At 46.8% G+C, this 14,733-nt stretch carries 11 protein-coding genes; all 11 read left to right on the forward strand.

Annotated elements, in window-relative coordinates; genetic code table 11:
- Positions 1–411 precede the first annotated feature (411 nt).
- The 11 genes from ADU23_RS15210 to ADU23_RS15260 all read left to right on the forward strand — a co-directional run bounded on the left by ADU23_RS15210 (position 412) and on the right by ADU23_RS15260 (position 14,576).
- Positions 412–1,788 carry an ABC transporter substrate-binding protein gene (locus ADU23_RS15210; RefSeq protein WP_053374501.1) on the forward strand — a complete coding sequence of 459 codons (1,377 nt, stop codon included), beginning with the start codon at positions 412–414 and terminating at the stop codon, positions 1,786–1,788.
- 151 nt (positions 1,789–1,939) lie between these two features.
- Complete coding sequence (locus tag ADU23_RS15215) at positions 1,940–2,998, forward strand: GntR family transcriptional regulator (RefSeq protein WP_053374502.1); 1,059 nt, start codon at positions 1,940–1,942, stop codon at positions 2,996–2,998.
- Between the two features lie 169 nt (positions 2,999–3,167).
- Positions 3,168–4,544: an ABC transporter substrate-binding protein gene (locus ADU23_RS15220; RefSeq protein WP_231637402.1), complete on the forward strand. Its 1,377-nt coding sequence runs from the start codon at positions 3,168–3,170 to the stop codon at positions 4,542–4,544.
- Between the two features lie 57 nt (positions 4,545–4,601).
- Entirely contained in the window at positions 4,602–5,495 is an 894-nt protein-coding gene (locus ADU23_RS15225) for a carbohydrate ABC transporter permease (protein WP_053374503.1), read from the forward strand.
- Between the two features lie 40 nt (positions 5,496–5,535).
- Positions 5,536–6,372, forward strand: coding sequence for a carbohydrate ABC transporter permease (locus ADU23_RS15230; RefSeq protein WP_053374504.1), 837 nt, complete (start codon positions 5,536–5,538; stop codon positions 6,370–6,372).
- A 40-nt stretch (positions 6,373–6,412) separates the two neighbouring features.
- Positions 6,413–8,833, forward strand: coding sequence for a family 43 glycosylhydrolase (locus ADU23_RS15235; RefSeq protein ID WP_197286069.1), 2,421 nt, complete (start codon positions 6,413–6,415; stop codon positions 8,831–8,833).
- Between the two features lie 35 nt (positions 8,834–8,868).
- Complete coding sequence (locus ADU23_RS15240; protein ID WP_053374506.1) at positions 8,869–10,635, forward strand: glycoside hydrolase family 2 protein; 1,767 nt, start codon at positions 8,869–8,871, stop codon at positions 10,633–10,635.
- Between the two features lie 206 nt (positions 10,636–10,841).
- Entirely contained in the window at positions 10,842–11,327 is a 486-nt protein-coding gene (locus ADU23_RS15245) for a DinB family protein (protein WP_053374507.1), read from the forward strand.
- A 31-nt stretch (positions 11,328–11,358) separates the two neighbouring features.
- Positions 11,359–12,477, forward strand: a complete 1,119-nt coding sequence (locus tag ADU23_RS15250) for a nucleotidyltransferase domain-containing protein (protein WP_053374508.1) — start codon at positions 11,359–11,361, stop codon at positions 12,475–12,477.
- Between the two features lie 73 nt (positions 12,478–12,550).
- Positions 12,551–13,198: a response regulator transcription factor gene (locus tag ADU23_RS15255; RefSeq protein ID WP_053374509.1), complete on the forward strand. Its 648-nt coding sequence runs from the start codon at positions 12,551–12,553 to the stop codon at positions 13,196–13,198.
- On the forward strand, positions 13,191–14,576 hold the full coding sequence (locus ADU23_RS15260; RefSeq protein WP_053374510.1) for a sensor histidine kinase: 1,386 nt from the start codon (positions 13,191–13,193) through the stop codon (positions 14,574–14,576). Before ADU23_RS15255 ends, ADU23_RS15260 begins: the two co-directional genes overlap by 8 nt.
- Positions 14,577–14,733 lie beyond the last annotated feature (157 nt).

Below are 14,733 nucleotides of genomic sequence, written 5' to 3' on the forward strand. Positions count from 1 at the left end.
ACACGTAAGTTTGATCAACTCCTCCAACACTAATGTAAGCGCTTCGAAATGGATTATAGATTATGTTAGTATTTAAATATATATTGAAATTAGTATAATATCGAAGGAATGAGGCTTGAAACGTTCGGGAAATAAGTAGAAAGTGTGTTTTTATATAAAAAGCGAAGGGATAATATGCTTCTATTTGAGATGACGTGCACAAGGAAAGGAGATTTTTTGTTTTTTTATACTAAATATAGTATTTATAATTATAACAATATAATCTAGAATGAGGTTCATCAGGGAAGCGCTTGCAAATCTGAGTAGGTTATGCAGGCTTTGCTCATTAACGGGCAAGATGTATCCATCTCAGACATACCTGATAAGCAGTGTGGTATCACGCAGTAAATACAAAAGGGAGGCGTCATCGTAATGAAGAAAAAAATATCGGTAAAGCTTGGACTCGTACTTATACTATGCTTCGTCATGCTTCTTACGGCTTGCTCATCGGGCAATAATGGAAGCGGTTCCGCGACGAGCGGGAATACGCCGAAGGAAGAGACTAACGCGGCAAACGCGCCGAAAGAGAACGTAAAAATTTCGTTTATGGGCCATGGCAGCCCGCAGGAGAAGGATATCTTCGCAAAGCTTATTAAATCGTATGAAGCGAAATATCCGAACGTAAAGGTCGAATATACAAGCGTGCCGCCGGCAGAGTACAACCAAAAGCTGTCGACGTTAATCGCATCAGGCAAAACGCCGGATGTATTCTACGTATCGGGGCCGCAATTTTTCAAATATGCGGAAGCTGGCACGATCCAAAGTTTGCAGCCGTTTCTAGAAACGACAGAGCTGTTCCAAGAGGACAACGTATGGAAGCAAGCGCTGGATCGCTACCGATATGACGGAAAGATGGTTGGGCAAGGCGACCTCTATGGTTTGCCGAAGGATGTAGGTCCGTGGGCAATGGCGTACAACAAAACGATGTTTGAAGCAGCTGGGGTAGAGCTGCCGCCAGCGGAGGTTGGCAAGTGGACATGGGATAACTGGCTGGATGCCGCGAAGAAGCTGACGAAAGACGAGAATGGGGACGGTAAAGTCGATATTTACGGCGGAGCTAACTTCACGCTGGAAGGCGCGGTATGGGCAAGCGGCGGAGATTTCATCGATCACAAAACAGGGAAGATCACGATCGATACGCCTGAATTCGCAAGCGCCATGCAGTGGGTAGCCGACCTTCGCCTGAAGCACAACGTGACACCGTCGCCAGAGGATGAGAAAGCAATGAACGCTTACTCCCGTTTCGTGGCTGGCAAAGTAGGCATGTTCCCGATGGGGCCATGGGATCAACCGGGCTTCTGGGACTTGCCGTTCGACTGGGATATCGCGGCATGGCCGGTGAACCCGGCAACAGGCAAAGCGGGCACATGGGTTGGATCGATGGGTTATTCGGTATCGAGCAAATCGAAGCATGCCCAGGAAGCTTTTAACTTGGCAGCGTTCCTTGCGCTTGATAATGAAGGACAGAAGCAAAACTACGAGCTGGGCCAAGCGGTGCCTAACCTGATTGATATGGCAAAAGGCGAGTTTGTGAGCTATGACAAAGCACCTGCAAACCGCCAAGTATTTCTGGATATTATTGAAGACTACGGGCACCCGACGATTGATTTTGGCTCGAAGGACACCAAATGGATCGATACGATGTGGCAGGAGGCTGGCAAAGTGTATGACGGCAAGATAACGGCTGCGGAATGGGCGAAGGAATTGCAGCCGAAGCTTCAAGAGCTTTATGACAAAGGCAATAAGTAAGTTGTGTATTTAATCAAAGAAGCTGCGCCTTTGGGTCATTAACCTGAAGGCGCAGCTTTTTGTATGCATCCATCCATACATAAACTTAAAGCTGACAGGTTACGATTAATTTAGTATACTTAATATATTAATATAAGAATGGAGCGGCGCCATGAAAAATCACCCTTTGTATAAGCAAATTCAAGTTGATATTCTAGGTCAAATCAAAGCTGGCAAGCTTCGCCCCGGCGATCGTGTCCCCTCCGAGAAAGAACTTGCGGAGCTATATAGGGTTAGTCAAATTACGAGTAAAAACGCATTGATAGGATTAGCGGATGAAGGGGTACTTGTCCGGGTACAGGGCAAAGGCACGTTTGTAAGGCAGCATGGTGAAGCGGCAACAGCAGTAGAGGTTCCAAGCGGCGCACGGGACGTTATCGGACTTATTTTGCCATGCATGAAAACTAAGGTTGACCAGAAAATACTCGATTCAATCGAGAAGTATGTAACGGCCAGCGGTTACAACTTGCAGGTTAGGATTACGAGAGAGTCACAAGTGGAAGAGAGTGCAGCCATTGAATCGATGGTAGCTTCCGGAGTACGCGGTTTAATTGTTTTCCCTACGGAAGAGGAGCGCTATAACGATAGTATTTTGCGGCTATCGCTCGATAAATTTCCGCATGTGTTGATAGATCGTTTTTTGAAAGAGATTCGAACCTACAGCGTCAGCTCGGATAATGTTAATGGTACGGAACAAGCAATTACCCATTTGCTGGACAACGGCCATGAGCACATCGCGCTCATTACACCTGAAATTACGAATACGGCGACCGAGGAGAGGTTGATTGGGTTTGAGAAAGCCTATCTCACTAAGAAGCTGCCGATTGATAAGGATTTATGGTGCATCTTGAAGATCGAGGATATTTCCAACGGAAACGCCCAGCCTATTATCGAGTCGTTCATGAGTGAGCGGCCAGCGGTTTCAGCCGCATTTGTCGTCAACGTAGAACTGACAAACTATACATATTATGCAGCTAAGCGGCTGAGAAAATCGGTGCCGGACGATATGGAGCTCGTTTGCTTCGATCAACCGGATTTTCAAGACGTATCGTATTTGCAGCAAAATGAAGATGAGATCTGCAGAGTGACGGTTGAGCTGCTTCATGCGCAATTACAGGGAGAGTACGAGCCGCAGCGAATCGTTGTTCCGGTAAAGTTTTGTAAAAAGTAAGCGATAGAATAAGAGGAAATACCTTCGTACAGCTTTTATGTACGGGGTATTTTTTTATATTCTATTTAGTATATAAACATATAACAATATAACTTATAATAAACCCATGATATTAAGCGCTTACAGCATTTTGGAAGCATCTATACATAACAAGGGAGGCGTCAACGCAGTGAATAGAAAATTATCGGTAAAGCTTGGACTCGTACTTATACTATGCTTCGTCATGCTGCTTACGGCTTGCTCATCGGGCAATAATGGAAGCGGTTCCGCGACGAGCGGGAATACGCCGAAGGAAGAGACTAACGCGGCAAACGCGCCGAAAGAGAACGTGAAAATTTCGTTCATGGGCCATGGCAGCCCGCAGGAGAAGGATATCTTCGCAAAGCTTATTAAATCGTATGAAGCGAAATATCCGAACGTAAAGGTCGAATATACAAGCGTGCCGCCGGCAGAGTACAACCAAAAGCTGTCGACGTTAATCGCATCAGGCAAAACGCCGGATGTATTCTACGTATCGGGGCCGCAATTTTTCAAATATGCGGAAGCTGGCACGATCCAAAGTTTGCAGCCGTTTCTAGAAACGACAGAGCTGTTCCAAGAGGACAACGTATGGAAGCAAGCGCTGGATCGCTACCGATATGACGGAAAGATGGTTGGGCAAGGCGACCTCTATGGTTTGCCGAAGGATGTAGGTCCGTGGGCAATGGCGTACAACAAAACGATGTTTGAAGCAGCTGGGGTAGAGCTGCCGCCAGCGGAGGTTGGCAAGTGGACATGGGATAACTGGCTGGATGCCGCGAAGAAGCTGACGAAAGACGAGAATGGGGACGGTAAAGTCGATATTTACGGCGGAGCTAACTTCACGCTGGAAGGCGCGGTATGGGCAAGCGGCGGAGATTTCATCGATCACAAAACAGGGAAGATCACGATCGATACGCCTGAATTCGCAAGCGCCATGCAGTGGGTAGCCGACCTTCGCCTGAAGCACAACGTGACACCGTCGCCAGAGGATGAGAAAGCAATGAACGCTTACTCCCGTTTCGTGGCTGGCAAAGTAGGCATGTTCCCGATGGGGCCATGGGATCAACCGGGCTTCTGGGACTTGCCGTTCGACTGGGATATCGCGGCATGGCCGGTGAACCCGGCAACAGGCAAAGCGGGCACATGGGTTGGATCGATGGGTTATTCGGTATCGAGCAAATCGAAGCATGCCCAGGAAGCTTTTAACTTGGCAGCGTTCCTTGCGCTTGATAATGAAGGACAGAAGCAAAACTACGAGCTGGGCCAAGCGGTGCCTAACCTGATTGATATGGCAAAAGGCGAGTTTGTGAGCTATGACAAAGCACCTGCAAACCGCCAAGTATTTCTGGATATTATTGAAGACTACGGGCACCCGACGATTGATTTTGGCTCGAAGGACACCAAATGGATCGATACGATGTGGCAGGAGGCCGGCAAAGTGTATGACGGCAAGATGACGGCTGCGGAATGGGCGAAGGAATTGCAGCCGAAGCTTCAAGAGCTTTATGACAAAGGCAATAAGTAAACCAACGATTTCATAGTGAACTTAAATAACGAATAGCTAGTGCGAGGATGTGTACGCATGAAAAAAAGTAAACCTAGTTATATCCGCAAAGAATACGCATGGGCCTACTTGTTTGTAGCGCCCCCTGCGCTTGGCTTTCTCATTTTTGGAGTGGCACCGCTTCTCTACTCGGTTTGGCTTAGCTTCACGTCATGGGATTTGGTTACCCCGCCTAAATTTGTAGGCTTTGAAAATTATGTAGAGGTATTTCACGATGAGAAGGTATACAAATCTTTGTATAACACCGTATTTATGATGCTCGGGATCCCAATCGGGATGGTCGTGGCACTGCTGCTTGCGATTATGATGAACCGTCCGCTCAAAGGCATATCGTTCCTTCGGACGATTTATTACTTGCCCGTTATATCACCGATCATAGCGGTATCCTTGCTGTGGCAATGGATTTTGAACCAAGACTTTGGCCTTTTCAATCAAACGCTTTGGAGTTGGTTTGGCATTCAGGGGCCAAACTGGCTTGGCGACGCGAATTGGATTAAGCCTTCCATGATTTTGATGGGGGTATGGGGCGGCGTTGGCGGCACGATGGTTCTTTACTTAGCAGGGCTACAATCGATTTCGTCTACTTACTACGAAGCCGCGGAAGTAGATGGCGCGAACGCGTTTCAAAAGATGTGGCTGATTACGATTCCGCTGCTGACGAATATTCATTTTTTCGTTGTTGTTATGGGTGTTATCGGAGCGTTTCAGTCGTTTAGCCAAATTTACGTGCTGGCAGGCGATGGCGGCCCGGAATACAGTGCGGCTACCGTTGTGTTTTATATTTTCGAAAATGCGTTCAAGTATTTCAATATGGGTTATGCCAGCGCAATTGCATGGGTGCTTGGACTGATTATCTTCATCGTTACACTCATTCAATTTCGACTGTCAAAAAAATGGGTGTATAACGATTAATGCTTTACCGTCACAGTTTGCGAGGGGAGTTTGATTTCAAATGCAGCAGAAACGTTTAACAAACCTATGGGTGGCACTCATTCTTTGTATCGGCTCGATTGTTATGCTGGCGCCGTTCGTATGGACCATATCCACTTCCTTAAAAGATCAACGCAATGTGTTTGAAATTCCGCCAAAGTGGATTCCAGACCCGGCTACATTTAAAAACTATGCTACCGCTTGGAACGATTCGCCGCTGCTTAGCGGATTTATGAACAGCATGATTATTGTTGTATTCGTTCTTGTCATTGGTTTATTCGTTTCAACGATGGCTGCCTATGCTTTTGCAAAGATCGATTTCCCATTTAAGGATGCCATCTTTCTATCCTTGCTTGGCACGATGATGATTCCTTTTTCGGTTGTCATGATCCCACAGTTCATCGGGTTCTCGTCGATCAACTGGACCGATACGCTTCTGCCGTTAATTGTGCCGGGATTATTCGGGAATATCGTCGTTATTTTTTTCCTGCGGCAGTTTTTGGCGGGCGGCCTACCAAATGAACTCGTTGAAGCGGCCAAGCTTGACGGCAGCAGCTTCTTCCGAACCTTTTGGACTATTGCGCTGCCGGTTGCCAAACCAGCGATTGCTGCTCAGGCAGCGCTAAGCTTTATGGGCATATGGAATGATTTTATGGGACCGCTTATCTATTTGAGTTCCCCGCAGAAGCAAACGATTCAAGTGCTCATAGCATCTATGCAATCGCAATACATGGGCTCCTCTAATTATCCGGTTATTTTGGCGGCCTCAATGATATCCATGGTACCTGTCATACTCGTCTTTTTCTTCTGTCAACGCTATTTCATCGAGTCGATGGCGATTAGCGGGTTGAAAGGTTAATAGGATGAGGATGAGCAGATTAGAAAATAAGAGGACGATAATGATGGTCGTCCTCCTAGCTGTATCGCTAATGCTAAGCGGATGCCAGTCAGAACCGGAAGAGGCGGAGGTAATCTTGTTGAAGGAGGATGCGAAGATGTATACAAACTCGTTTAAACTCGATCAGGAATGGGAGGATTATGGTATTGGCGATCCTTTCATCATGCGGTACAATGGCAAGTTTTATTTATATTGCAGCACAAAGGATTGGCGTCCGGGGATTAAAGCATGGAGCTCTGAGAACTTGGTGGATTGGAATTATGAAGGCTTAGTTACGGAGGATGTTATAACGACAGGTGCATATGCTCCCGAGGTATTCTACTGGAACGGCAGCTTCTATTTATATACTTCTCCTGCTGGCCAAGGGCATTATGTGCTGCAGAGCGATAGCCCAACGGGTCCTTTCGTTGTCAAAACCGACAATTTAGGCAATACCATTGACGGCTCTGTCTTTATCGATGATGACGGCAAATGGTATTTCACGAATGCGGGAACACAGGGCATAGTTGCCCATGAAATGCCTGATCCGTTTACCATCGATGTTGGCATCACGACGAATGCCTTTCTTGGGCATTGGACGGAAGGCTCCATGATATGGAAGCGCAATGGCTTGTACTACATGACTTATACCGGCAATCATGTATTTAGCAACGGCTATCGAGTCAATTATGCCATTTCAAAGGATGGACCCTTCGGCGATTATACGGTTCCGTCTAACAATCCGATTGTCATTAACGTGAAGGATGAGTTTAAAGGGCTTGGTCATAGTGCGACAGTACTCGGTCCGGATATGGATTCCTATTATTTAACTTACCATAACTTAGTTGGGCGCTCCGCGGAGGGTCCGCCAGTTCGTGAACTGAACATTGATCGCCTTGCTTATAACGGCGACAAGCTGGTTATAATGGGTCCGACGCATGACCATCAGCAGCCCGCGCCTGCGATGCCTGCATGGTATGGCTGGCTTTCAGAGGGAAGCTCGAACTTAACAGAGTCGCCAAAAGAAGGCACGGTACTCAGCACTGAATCGACAGATGAGACTTTTATCGCCGAATATAATTTCCGATTGAATAGTACTGTCGCATCAGTGGGCAATGGCAGCATTGCAACCGTTTTTTCATATTTGGATGAATCTAATTATGCAGCAGTCAAGCTGCTGCCTGCCAAACATGAGGTTCGATACGTCATCGTAAAAAATGGTGCGGAGGAGCAGATCGCTCATGCAGCGCTTCCAAACGAATTTGATTACACGAAGCTTCATACGATTCGTGTTGAGCGGCGTGAGGGCAGCGTTCTCGTTTTCTTCGATGGGATGAAGAAGATGGAGGAGGGTGCAGCTGAGTCAGCCGGTGGGAAAATGGGATACATTGCCGATCAAACGAAGCCAATCTATGAATATACCGCATTTACGAATGACGCTGACGGCAGCAGTGATTTTGAAGCATACAAGCCGGTGCCTGGAGCAATAGAGGCCGTTCATTATTTGAAGGACGCTGAGCGAGGTTTCCATACGGAGCAGAAGACAATAGAGGCGAGCGATTACCGGAGAGCTGATGGTGTGCCGATTCGCAAGCAGGAGAATGGCAGTTATTCGGTCAGTTTGCTGCAGAGCGGAGACTGGTTGAAATATAAGATCAATGCGAACGAAGCAGCAAATTACGGAGTCGGGCTCACGCTTCGGAAGCCGAAAAAGGATGTTGTGCTGGAATGGTCAATAGACGGTGGAGAAGCAGTGAAAACGACGATCAAAGCAGATCATCCTGCCTTTGCCGAGGATATAGCGAAGCTTCGAATTGGAACAATGGACATCTCGGCAGGTTTTCATGAGCTAAAAGTGAAGCTCAAATCCGGGCAGGCCGAGCTTCTAAACTTTGAATTCTTCGCTGCTGAGAAGCTAGAGACGCAGCAGCTGTTCGATCAATCGCTTAGTCAAACGGGCATGGGATTGTTTGGACCGATTGAAGGCGGCTATAAAGGCAGCGGTACAGAGGATGACATGCTCTTTATAGGCAGCGATAACTGGGACGACTACGAATTGTCAGTTGACGTTCAGTTAAATGAAGCAGCAGATGCCGGCGGCGTATTCGTTCGCGAGACGAATGAATCCTACCATCCAAATCAAGTCAGGGATGCGGCGATGGGCTATTACATCGGCATTTCATCTTCGCAATTGACCTTGAATCGTTTGAATTATGACATGATGCTAATGACAAGTGAAACTGTAGAGCTAGAGATAGGACGGAGATATCCGCTAAAAATCGTCGTAAAAGGCGGCAGCATTCGAGTTTTCCTAGACGGTGAATCGAAGCCGCTAATTGACTACACGGATGCTAATCCATTTTTGCATGGCAAAGCAGGGATACGTTCCGAACGTTCTGCGATGGCTTTCTACAATATGATGGCGAAGCCGCTAGAGGATTAATATAAAAACATAAGCAATAGAACTGGAGTGGGAGCATGGCATATCCTTTACGCAATGAATATCCAAGACCGCAATTTGAGCGGGCATCCTGGTTAAATCTGAATGGGGAATGGGAATTTGCTTACGATGATGCAAATATAGGAAACGATAATAAATGGTATGAAGGGAAGCCGTTTGACCGTAAGATTCAAGTCCCTTTTTGTTACCAAAGCGAGCTGAGTGGAATTAATGAGCAAGCATTTCACGATATTGTATGGTATCGCAAAGAAGTCCAGCTTCCTAATGAGTTTGCAGGCAAACGAGTGATCCTGCATTTTGGCGCAGTCGATTATGAGGCAAAGGTGTGGGTGAACGGACATTTAGTAGCGAGCCATGAGGGCGGACATACGCCATTTCAAGCAGATATTACAGCCGTTTTGAATACGCTTAGCGTAAATACGATAGTCGTTCGTGCTCAAGATTATAGCAAGGACGTCACGCTGCCTAGAGGAAAGCAGTATTGGAAGGAAAAGTCGGAGCAGGTCTTCTATACGCGGACGACTGGAATTTGGCAAACCGTCTGGATCGAGGCGGTAAATGCCGCGCATGTGAGCAGCATCAGGCTGACACCGGATATTGATACGAATAGAATTCATATTCGCAGCTTTATAAAAGGAACGGAATTATATAATGGCTTGCGTCTCAGCATTAAAATATCTTTCAAAGGTGATTTGATTGCTGAGGATGTCATACGGGTTATGGCTCAGGAAGAGGAAGTATCGATAAGGCTGCATGACTTCAACGATCATGGACTCGGACGTTGGTGGTCGCCGGAGAGGCCAAACTTGTATGATGTGGAAATGATGCTGCTTGACGGCGAAAGAGCTCTCGATCAAGTGAAAAGTTATTTTGGAATGCGGAAAATTTCGATTGAGGATGGCGTTATTTGTTTAAATAATCGGCCTTATTACATGAAGCTGATTTTGGATCAAGGTTATTTTCCAGGCGGGGTCCTCACAGCTCCAAGCGATGAGATGCTGCGTTCAGACGTGGAGCTGACCAAGCAAATGGGCTTCAATGGGGCAAGGAAGCATCAAAAAGTCGAGGATCCGCGCTATCTATATTGGTGCGATAAGCTAGGCCTACTTGTCTGGGGGGAGATGGCAAATGCTTATCAATTCTCCGAGCAATACGTGTCCCGTATCATGAATGAATGGCAAGAGGCGGTCCATCGTGATTACAATCATCCATGTGTAGTCGTATGGGTTCCGATTAATGAAAGCTGGGGTACGCCCAATATCCTAATAGATAAAAGGCAGCAGCATCATGCTTCCTCGCTCTATTATTTGACCAAATCGCTTGACGATACGAGGCCGGTCATTTCAAATGACGGCTGGGAGCACGTGAAATCAGACATTTACACCATTCATGATTACGAGAGCAGGCAAGAGATATTGGAGAGCAGGTACTCGACCAAGGAGCTATCGGTCAAATGCGATCCGCAAGGGAGAAAAATTATTTTGCCTGGTTATTCGTATCAGGGCGAACCTGTTCAATTGTCGGAGTTCGGCGGCATTTCATACATGCAAGATAACGGCGACGGCTGGGGATACTCGGCTGCAAAAGACGATCAGGATTTCTTAAATCGTTTGATGGCCGTCATGAGTCCGATTATTGCAGCGGGTGGACTTCAGGGCTATTGCTATACGCAGCTGACCGATGTGGAGCAAGAGAAAAATGGGTTACTCGATTTCAACCGCAGGCCTAAGCTTCCAATTGAGGTGTATCGGCAATTAAACGCAGGCGAGACACCCCGTCTATAAAATGTTCCCCTTAGAGCACGCAGTGAAAAAAGTTCATGTTAGACTGAACTTTGCACTGCCTGCCCAAAGGGGATTTTTATTAGGTGCATTTCCTTCGTATATAGATCGTCTAGCTTCTTATATCTGTTTTCTACATAGAACTAATCTCCCTCTTATAGTAAGCTATTATCGATTCTAGTCGACGATAGGAAAAGGAGGCTCTTCGAGTGGATACGATGTTCCGTTACAATTGGCAGGTCAGGGAAGAGTGGTATCGGTGGTGTGAGGACGTGCCGGAGGAGGAGCTGCTTCGCAGTCGGACTGGCGGCGTTGGGGGCATTTTGCATACGCTATTTCACATTGTTGATGTGGAGTGGAGCTGGATTCGAGCCATTCAAGGGAAATCGGATTTCCAAGAAAGCTTTGAGGGCTACCGTACGCTTAAGAAGGTTCGCCAGCTCGATGCTGAATTTCATGCAGAGGTTGAAGCGTTTGTGCGTTCTTGGGATGTGAGTATGGAGAAGCGGCCTTTTTATGACGAGCGGCCGGACGGGAGCGTGGTGATCGATGCATGGGGGGAAATTATGCGCCATGTGATCGCCCACGAAATTCACCACGTCGGTCAATTGTCTGTCTGGGCGCGCGAGTTGGGCAAAAAGCCGGTTTCATCTAACCTTATCGGCAAAGGGCTAATGAAAATATCCGAATGCTGAAGCAGCGGATGTCCAAACAAGGGGGATTTAAATGGACAATATATTCGATGTTGCTCATACGCTAGTTCAACATGTGAAGGCGAATTGCCCGGAAGACATTGCCTTAATCGCGTATTACGGCTCTTATGCGCAAGGGACTGCCACCAAACGGTCGGACTTGGATTTCTTTTTCATTCCAGCTGACGAGGGCGGTTACCGTGAAAGCATCCAGTTTGTGTTAAACGACATAAGCTTTGATTTCTGGCCCATCAGCTGGGAGCGGGCGGAGAGAATGGCGGCATTCGACCAGCCACTCACGACCATTATCGCAAACTGCGAGATCTTATACGTTCGTTCGGAAGAAGACCGAGCTCGTCTCTTAGCGCTGCGCGAGAAGATTATTCATACGTCTGAGCAAGGTTTGAAAATGACCGGGAAAGCGGAATCGCAGCTGCGGGACGTTTATGTGCATTTGTATAAAATGAGCCAGCTTGTGGATTCCGGTGGCATCTCCCTGTTTAGAACGGAAGCATATGGAGCTTTAACGACGCTGCTCGAGAGCCTAGCGCTGTTGAATCGAACGTACTTTACGAGAGGGTGGGGCAAAAACAAGGAACAAATAATGCAGCTTCCTCTTAAACCCGATCGTCTCGAGCAGCTTATGCAGCAAATAATGATCTCCCAAATACCAGCCGAAATTCAAAAAGCTTGCGAGCAGCTAACGCAGGATATACTTGAATTGGTATTGAAGCAAAAAGAAACGTATTCCGAAGGTGAGTCCTATCCAACGAGAATGGCAGGCTTTTATGAGGAAATCAAAGGTGTGCTCGATAAAATCCGTACCGCTTGCGAAAACAAGGATTATGACGCTGCTTTTTTTGCTGCTGTCGGCGTGCAGGATGAAATTGCCCGTTTCCTTTATTATGCGGAGTATGGATATTGGCCGGATCTAAGCTTGAACTACCAAGCCCTTTATGGCCAATTAGGCTTTCCGAATATGGCTTCGCTGCTCGATCCCCGTGAGTTCGCGCCATTAGAGGAAGCGGTGGAGCAGCTTGATCAGCTTTTGCAAAACCACCTTAAAACAAAGGGCGTAGCCATTCGGAAATTTGAAAGCATAACTCAACTCGAGCAATTTTTGAGGAACAGGCATGTAGAACCGAGCGCATAGAATAGTGCAGAAATACAATAATAGATGGATGGCGAACGCCTTTACCATGGATTGCTAAGCTAAGGAGCGCAACATGAACATACTTATTGCCGATGATGATCCTGACATGCTCAAAATCGTGGGCGCTTATTTTAAAAAAGAAGGCTTTCAAATCTATTCCGCGCAAAATGGGCAGCAGGCTCTTGATATAAGCATCAATCACAAGATAGACTTAGCGATTCTCGATTGGATGATGCCTGAGCTAAGCGGGATCGAGGTATGCAAAATATTAAAAAAACAGCAATTCGCTAAAGTGCTCATATTAACCGCAAAAGGCGAGCAGGAAGATGAGCTAAAGGCTTTGCAGACCGGTGCGGACGATTATGTACGCAAGCCCTTTGAGCCACGTATTTTGATTTTGCGAGCGAAAAAGCTGCTGAATATGGAAGAGGATATTGTACTCGGTCGCTTAAGAGTGAATATGCGAGGCGGGAAAATTTATAAAGACGGCGTAGATTTAGAGGTTACCAATAAAGAGTTTCTGCTGATGAAATGCTTGATTGACCACAAAGGCCATATTTTAAGCCGAAAAACGCTGCTCGACAAAGTATGGGGCTTCGATTATTTTGGCGAGGAAAGAACGGTAGACACCCATGTTCGGCGGCTTAGGGAAAAAGTGGGCGAGAAAGTAATCAAGACGCACCGGGGCAGCGGTTATAGCTTGGAACTGAACGATGAGTAAGCTAAGCCGGAAGCTGTTTTGGCGTATGGCTATCATGATATGCTCGGTATTCCTTGTTTCCTTTTTGGTGAACACGTACTTTTTGCCGAAATATATGCTGTACCAGAAAAAGGTGAATTTAGCCGAGCTGACGGCAACCGTTCAGCGTACAAGTACGGATGAGCTAGCCAAAGCGGAGGCCGAGCTGGAGCAGCAATACAACGTAACGATCGTAAGCTCGGAATTTGAAAGCAATTTGAATGATTTGAATGAAACGATACGAAGGAAGCTTTATGCCGAGGGCGTTTCGTTATCCAAGTTTTGGCTGTCCGAAGAGAGTATCAAGGAGCTAAAGCAAAATAAACCGGTCCATAAGCTGTACAACCAGACGAAGCTGAACACGAGCTTTCTTGTCACATTCCTCCGAGTGGATGATAAGCTCGTTCTCATAGGCACTTCTGTTGCCCATTCGGATCAATCGCTGCGTGCCGTCAATACGTTCAATCTATTTATCGCGGTAGGCGCACTGCTGTTTACGCTAGGATTAGCTTGGCTAATAGCAAGGCAGATCATTCGCCCTTTGAAGGAATTGGCCAAAAACGCCGAGGATATCTCCAATCTTGATTTCCATAAAACCGAGTTAAAGACAGGGGATGAGATTGAGCTGCTGGCGGCAAGCATCAATCAAATGAGCGATAAGCTGAAGGATGCCCACCTTGCTCTGGAACAAAAAAACGATAATCTGCAAAGCTTCATTTCCGATATTTCGCATGAGTTTAAAACACCGATTGCGTTGATAAAAGCATATTCCTCCGGCATTCGGGATGGGCTTGACGACGGCACCTTTCTACATGTCATTGACAAAAAAACGGATGAAATGGCCCTTTTGGTAGACAAGCTGCTTCACTTAGCCAAGCTTCAAAATGAGCCTTACCATATGGCGGATTTCAATTTCAAGGCGCTGCTTGTTCGTGTTTTGGATAACTATGAGGTTGCGATCCAACACGCGGGCAAAATGGTTGAGGTCGATGACCGTCGGCTGCATCAGCCTATCGTTCGAGGAGACCAGCAGAAAATCGGCATCGTATTGGACAATTTTATAAGCAACGCGCTTAAATATTCGAATGAGCCTAGGGTGCGAATTGAACTTGCGAATGAAGGGGAGCGGTTGTTGTTTACGATCCGCAACAGCATTCGTTCTTGGGATGAGAAGAATTTAAAACAAATCTGGCAGCCCTATTATGTGATGGAGAGCTCAAGAAATAAGCAGCTAAGCGGCTCAGGCCTAGGACTGTCCATCGTGCGAGCGATCTTAGAGAAGCATGAGGCGCCTTACGGTACTGTAGCTGAGGCGGAAGAAATACAGTTTTATTTCTCCTTGCCTGTTCGCTCGGGTTAAGCAGAGACATAGCAGCGACCCGCGGCGATGTCTTTTTTATTTTGTCATATTGGCGTAACAATGAGGGGCTATGATCATCTTCGAGGTGATTCATAATGAATCAAGCATTGAAGAAAGGCGGATGGTCCATCGTAAGAAATAGTATGCTTACGTTGGC

This window comes from Paenibacillus sp. FJAT-27812, assembly GCF_001273905.1.
Classification (GTDB): domain Bacteria; phylum Bacillota; class Bacilli; order Paenibacillales; family Paenibacillaceae; genus Pristimantibacillus.

Excerpts from the sequence above, each read along its gene's own strand:
- ADU23_RS15210 (WP_053374501.1), top strand. The coding sequence starts at position 412 with ATGAAGAAAAAAATATCGGTAAAGCTTGGACTCGTACTTATACTATGC.
- ADU23_RS15215 (WP_053374502.1), top strand. The coding sequence starts at position 1,940 with ATGAAAAATCACCCTTTGTATAAGCAAATTCAAGTTGATATTCTAGGT.
- ADU23_RS15225 (WP_053374503.1), top strand. The coding sequence starts at position 4,602 with ATGAAAAAAAGTAAACCTAGTTATATCCGCAAAGAATACGCATGGGCC.
- ADU23_RS15230 (WP_053374504.1), top strand. The coding sequence starts at position 5,536 with ATGCAGCAGAAACGTTTAACAAACCTATGGGTGGCACTCATTCTTTGT.
- ADU23_RS15235 (WP_197286069.1), top strand. The coding sequence starts at position 6,413 with ATGATGGTCGTCCTCCTAGCTGTATCGCTAATGCTAAGCGGATGCCAG.
- ADU23_RS15240 (WP_053374506.1), top strand. The coding sequence starts at position 8,869 with ATGGCATATCCTTTACGCAATGAATATCCAAGACCGCAATTTGAGCGG.
- ADU23_RS15250 (WP_053374508.1), top strand. The coding sequence starts at position 11,359 with ATGGACAATATATTCGATGTTGCTCATACGCTAGTTCAACATGTGAAG.
- ADU23_RS15255 (WP_053374509.1), top strand. The coding sequence starts at position 12,551 with ATGAACATACTTATTGCCGATGATGATCCTGACATGCTCAAAATCGTG.
- ADU23_RS15260 (WP_053374510.1), top strand. The coding sequence starts at position 13,191 with ATGAGTAAGCTAAGCCGGAAGCTGTTTTGGCGTATGGCTATCATGATA.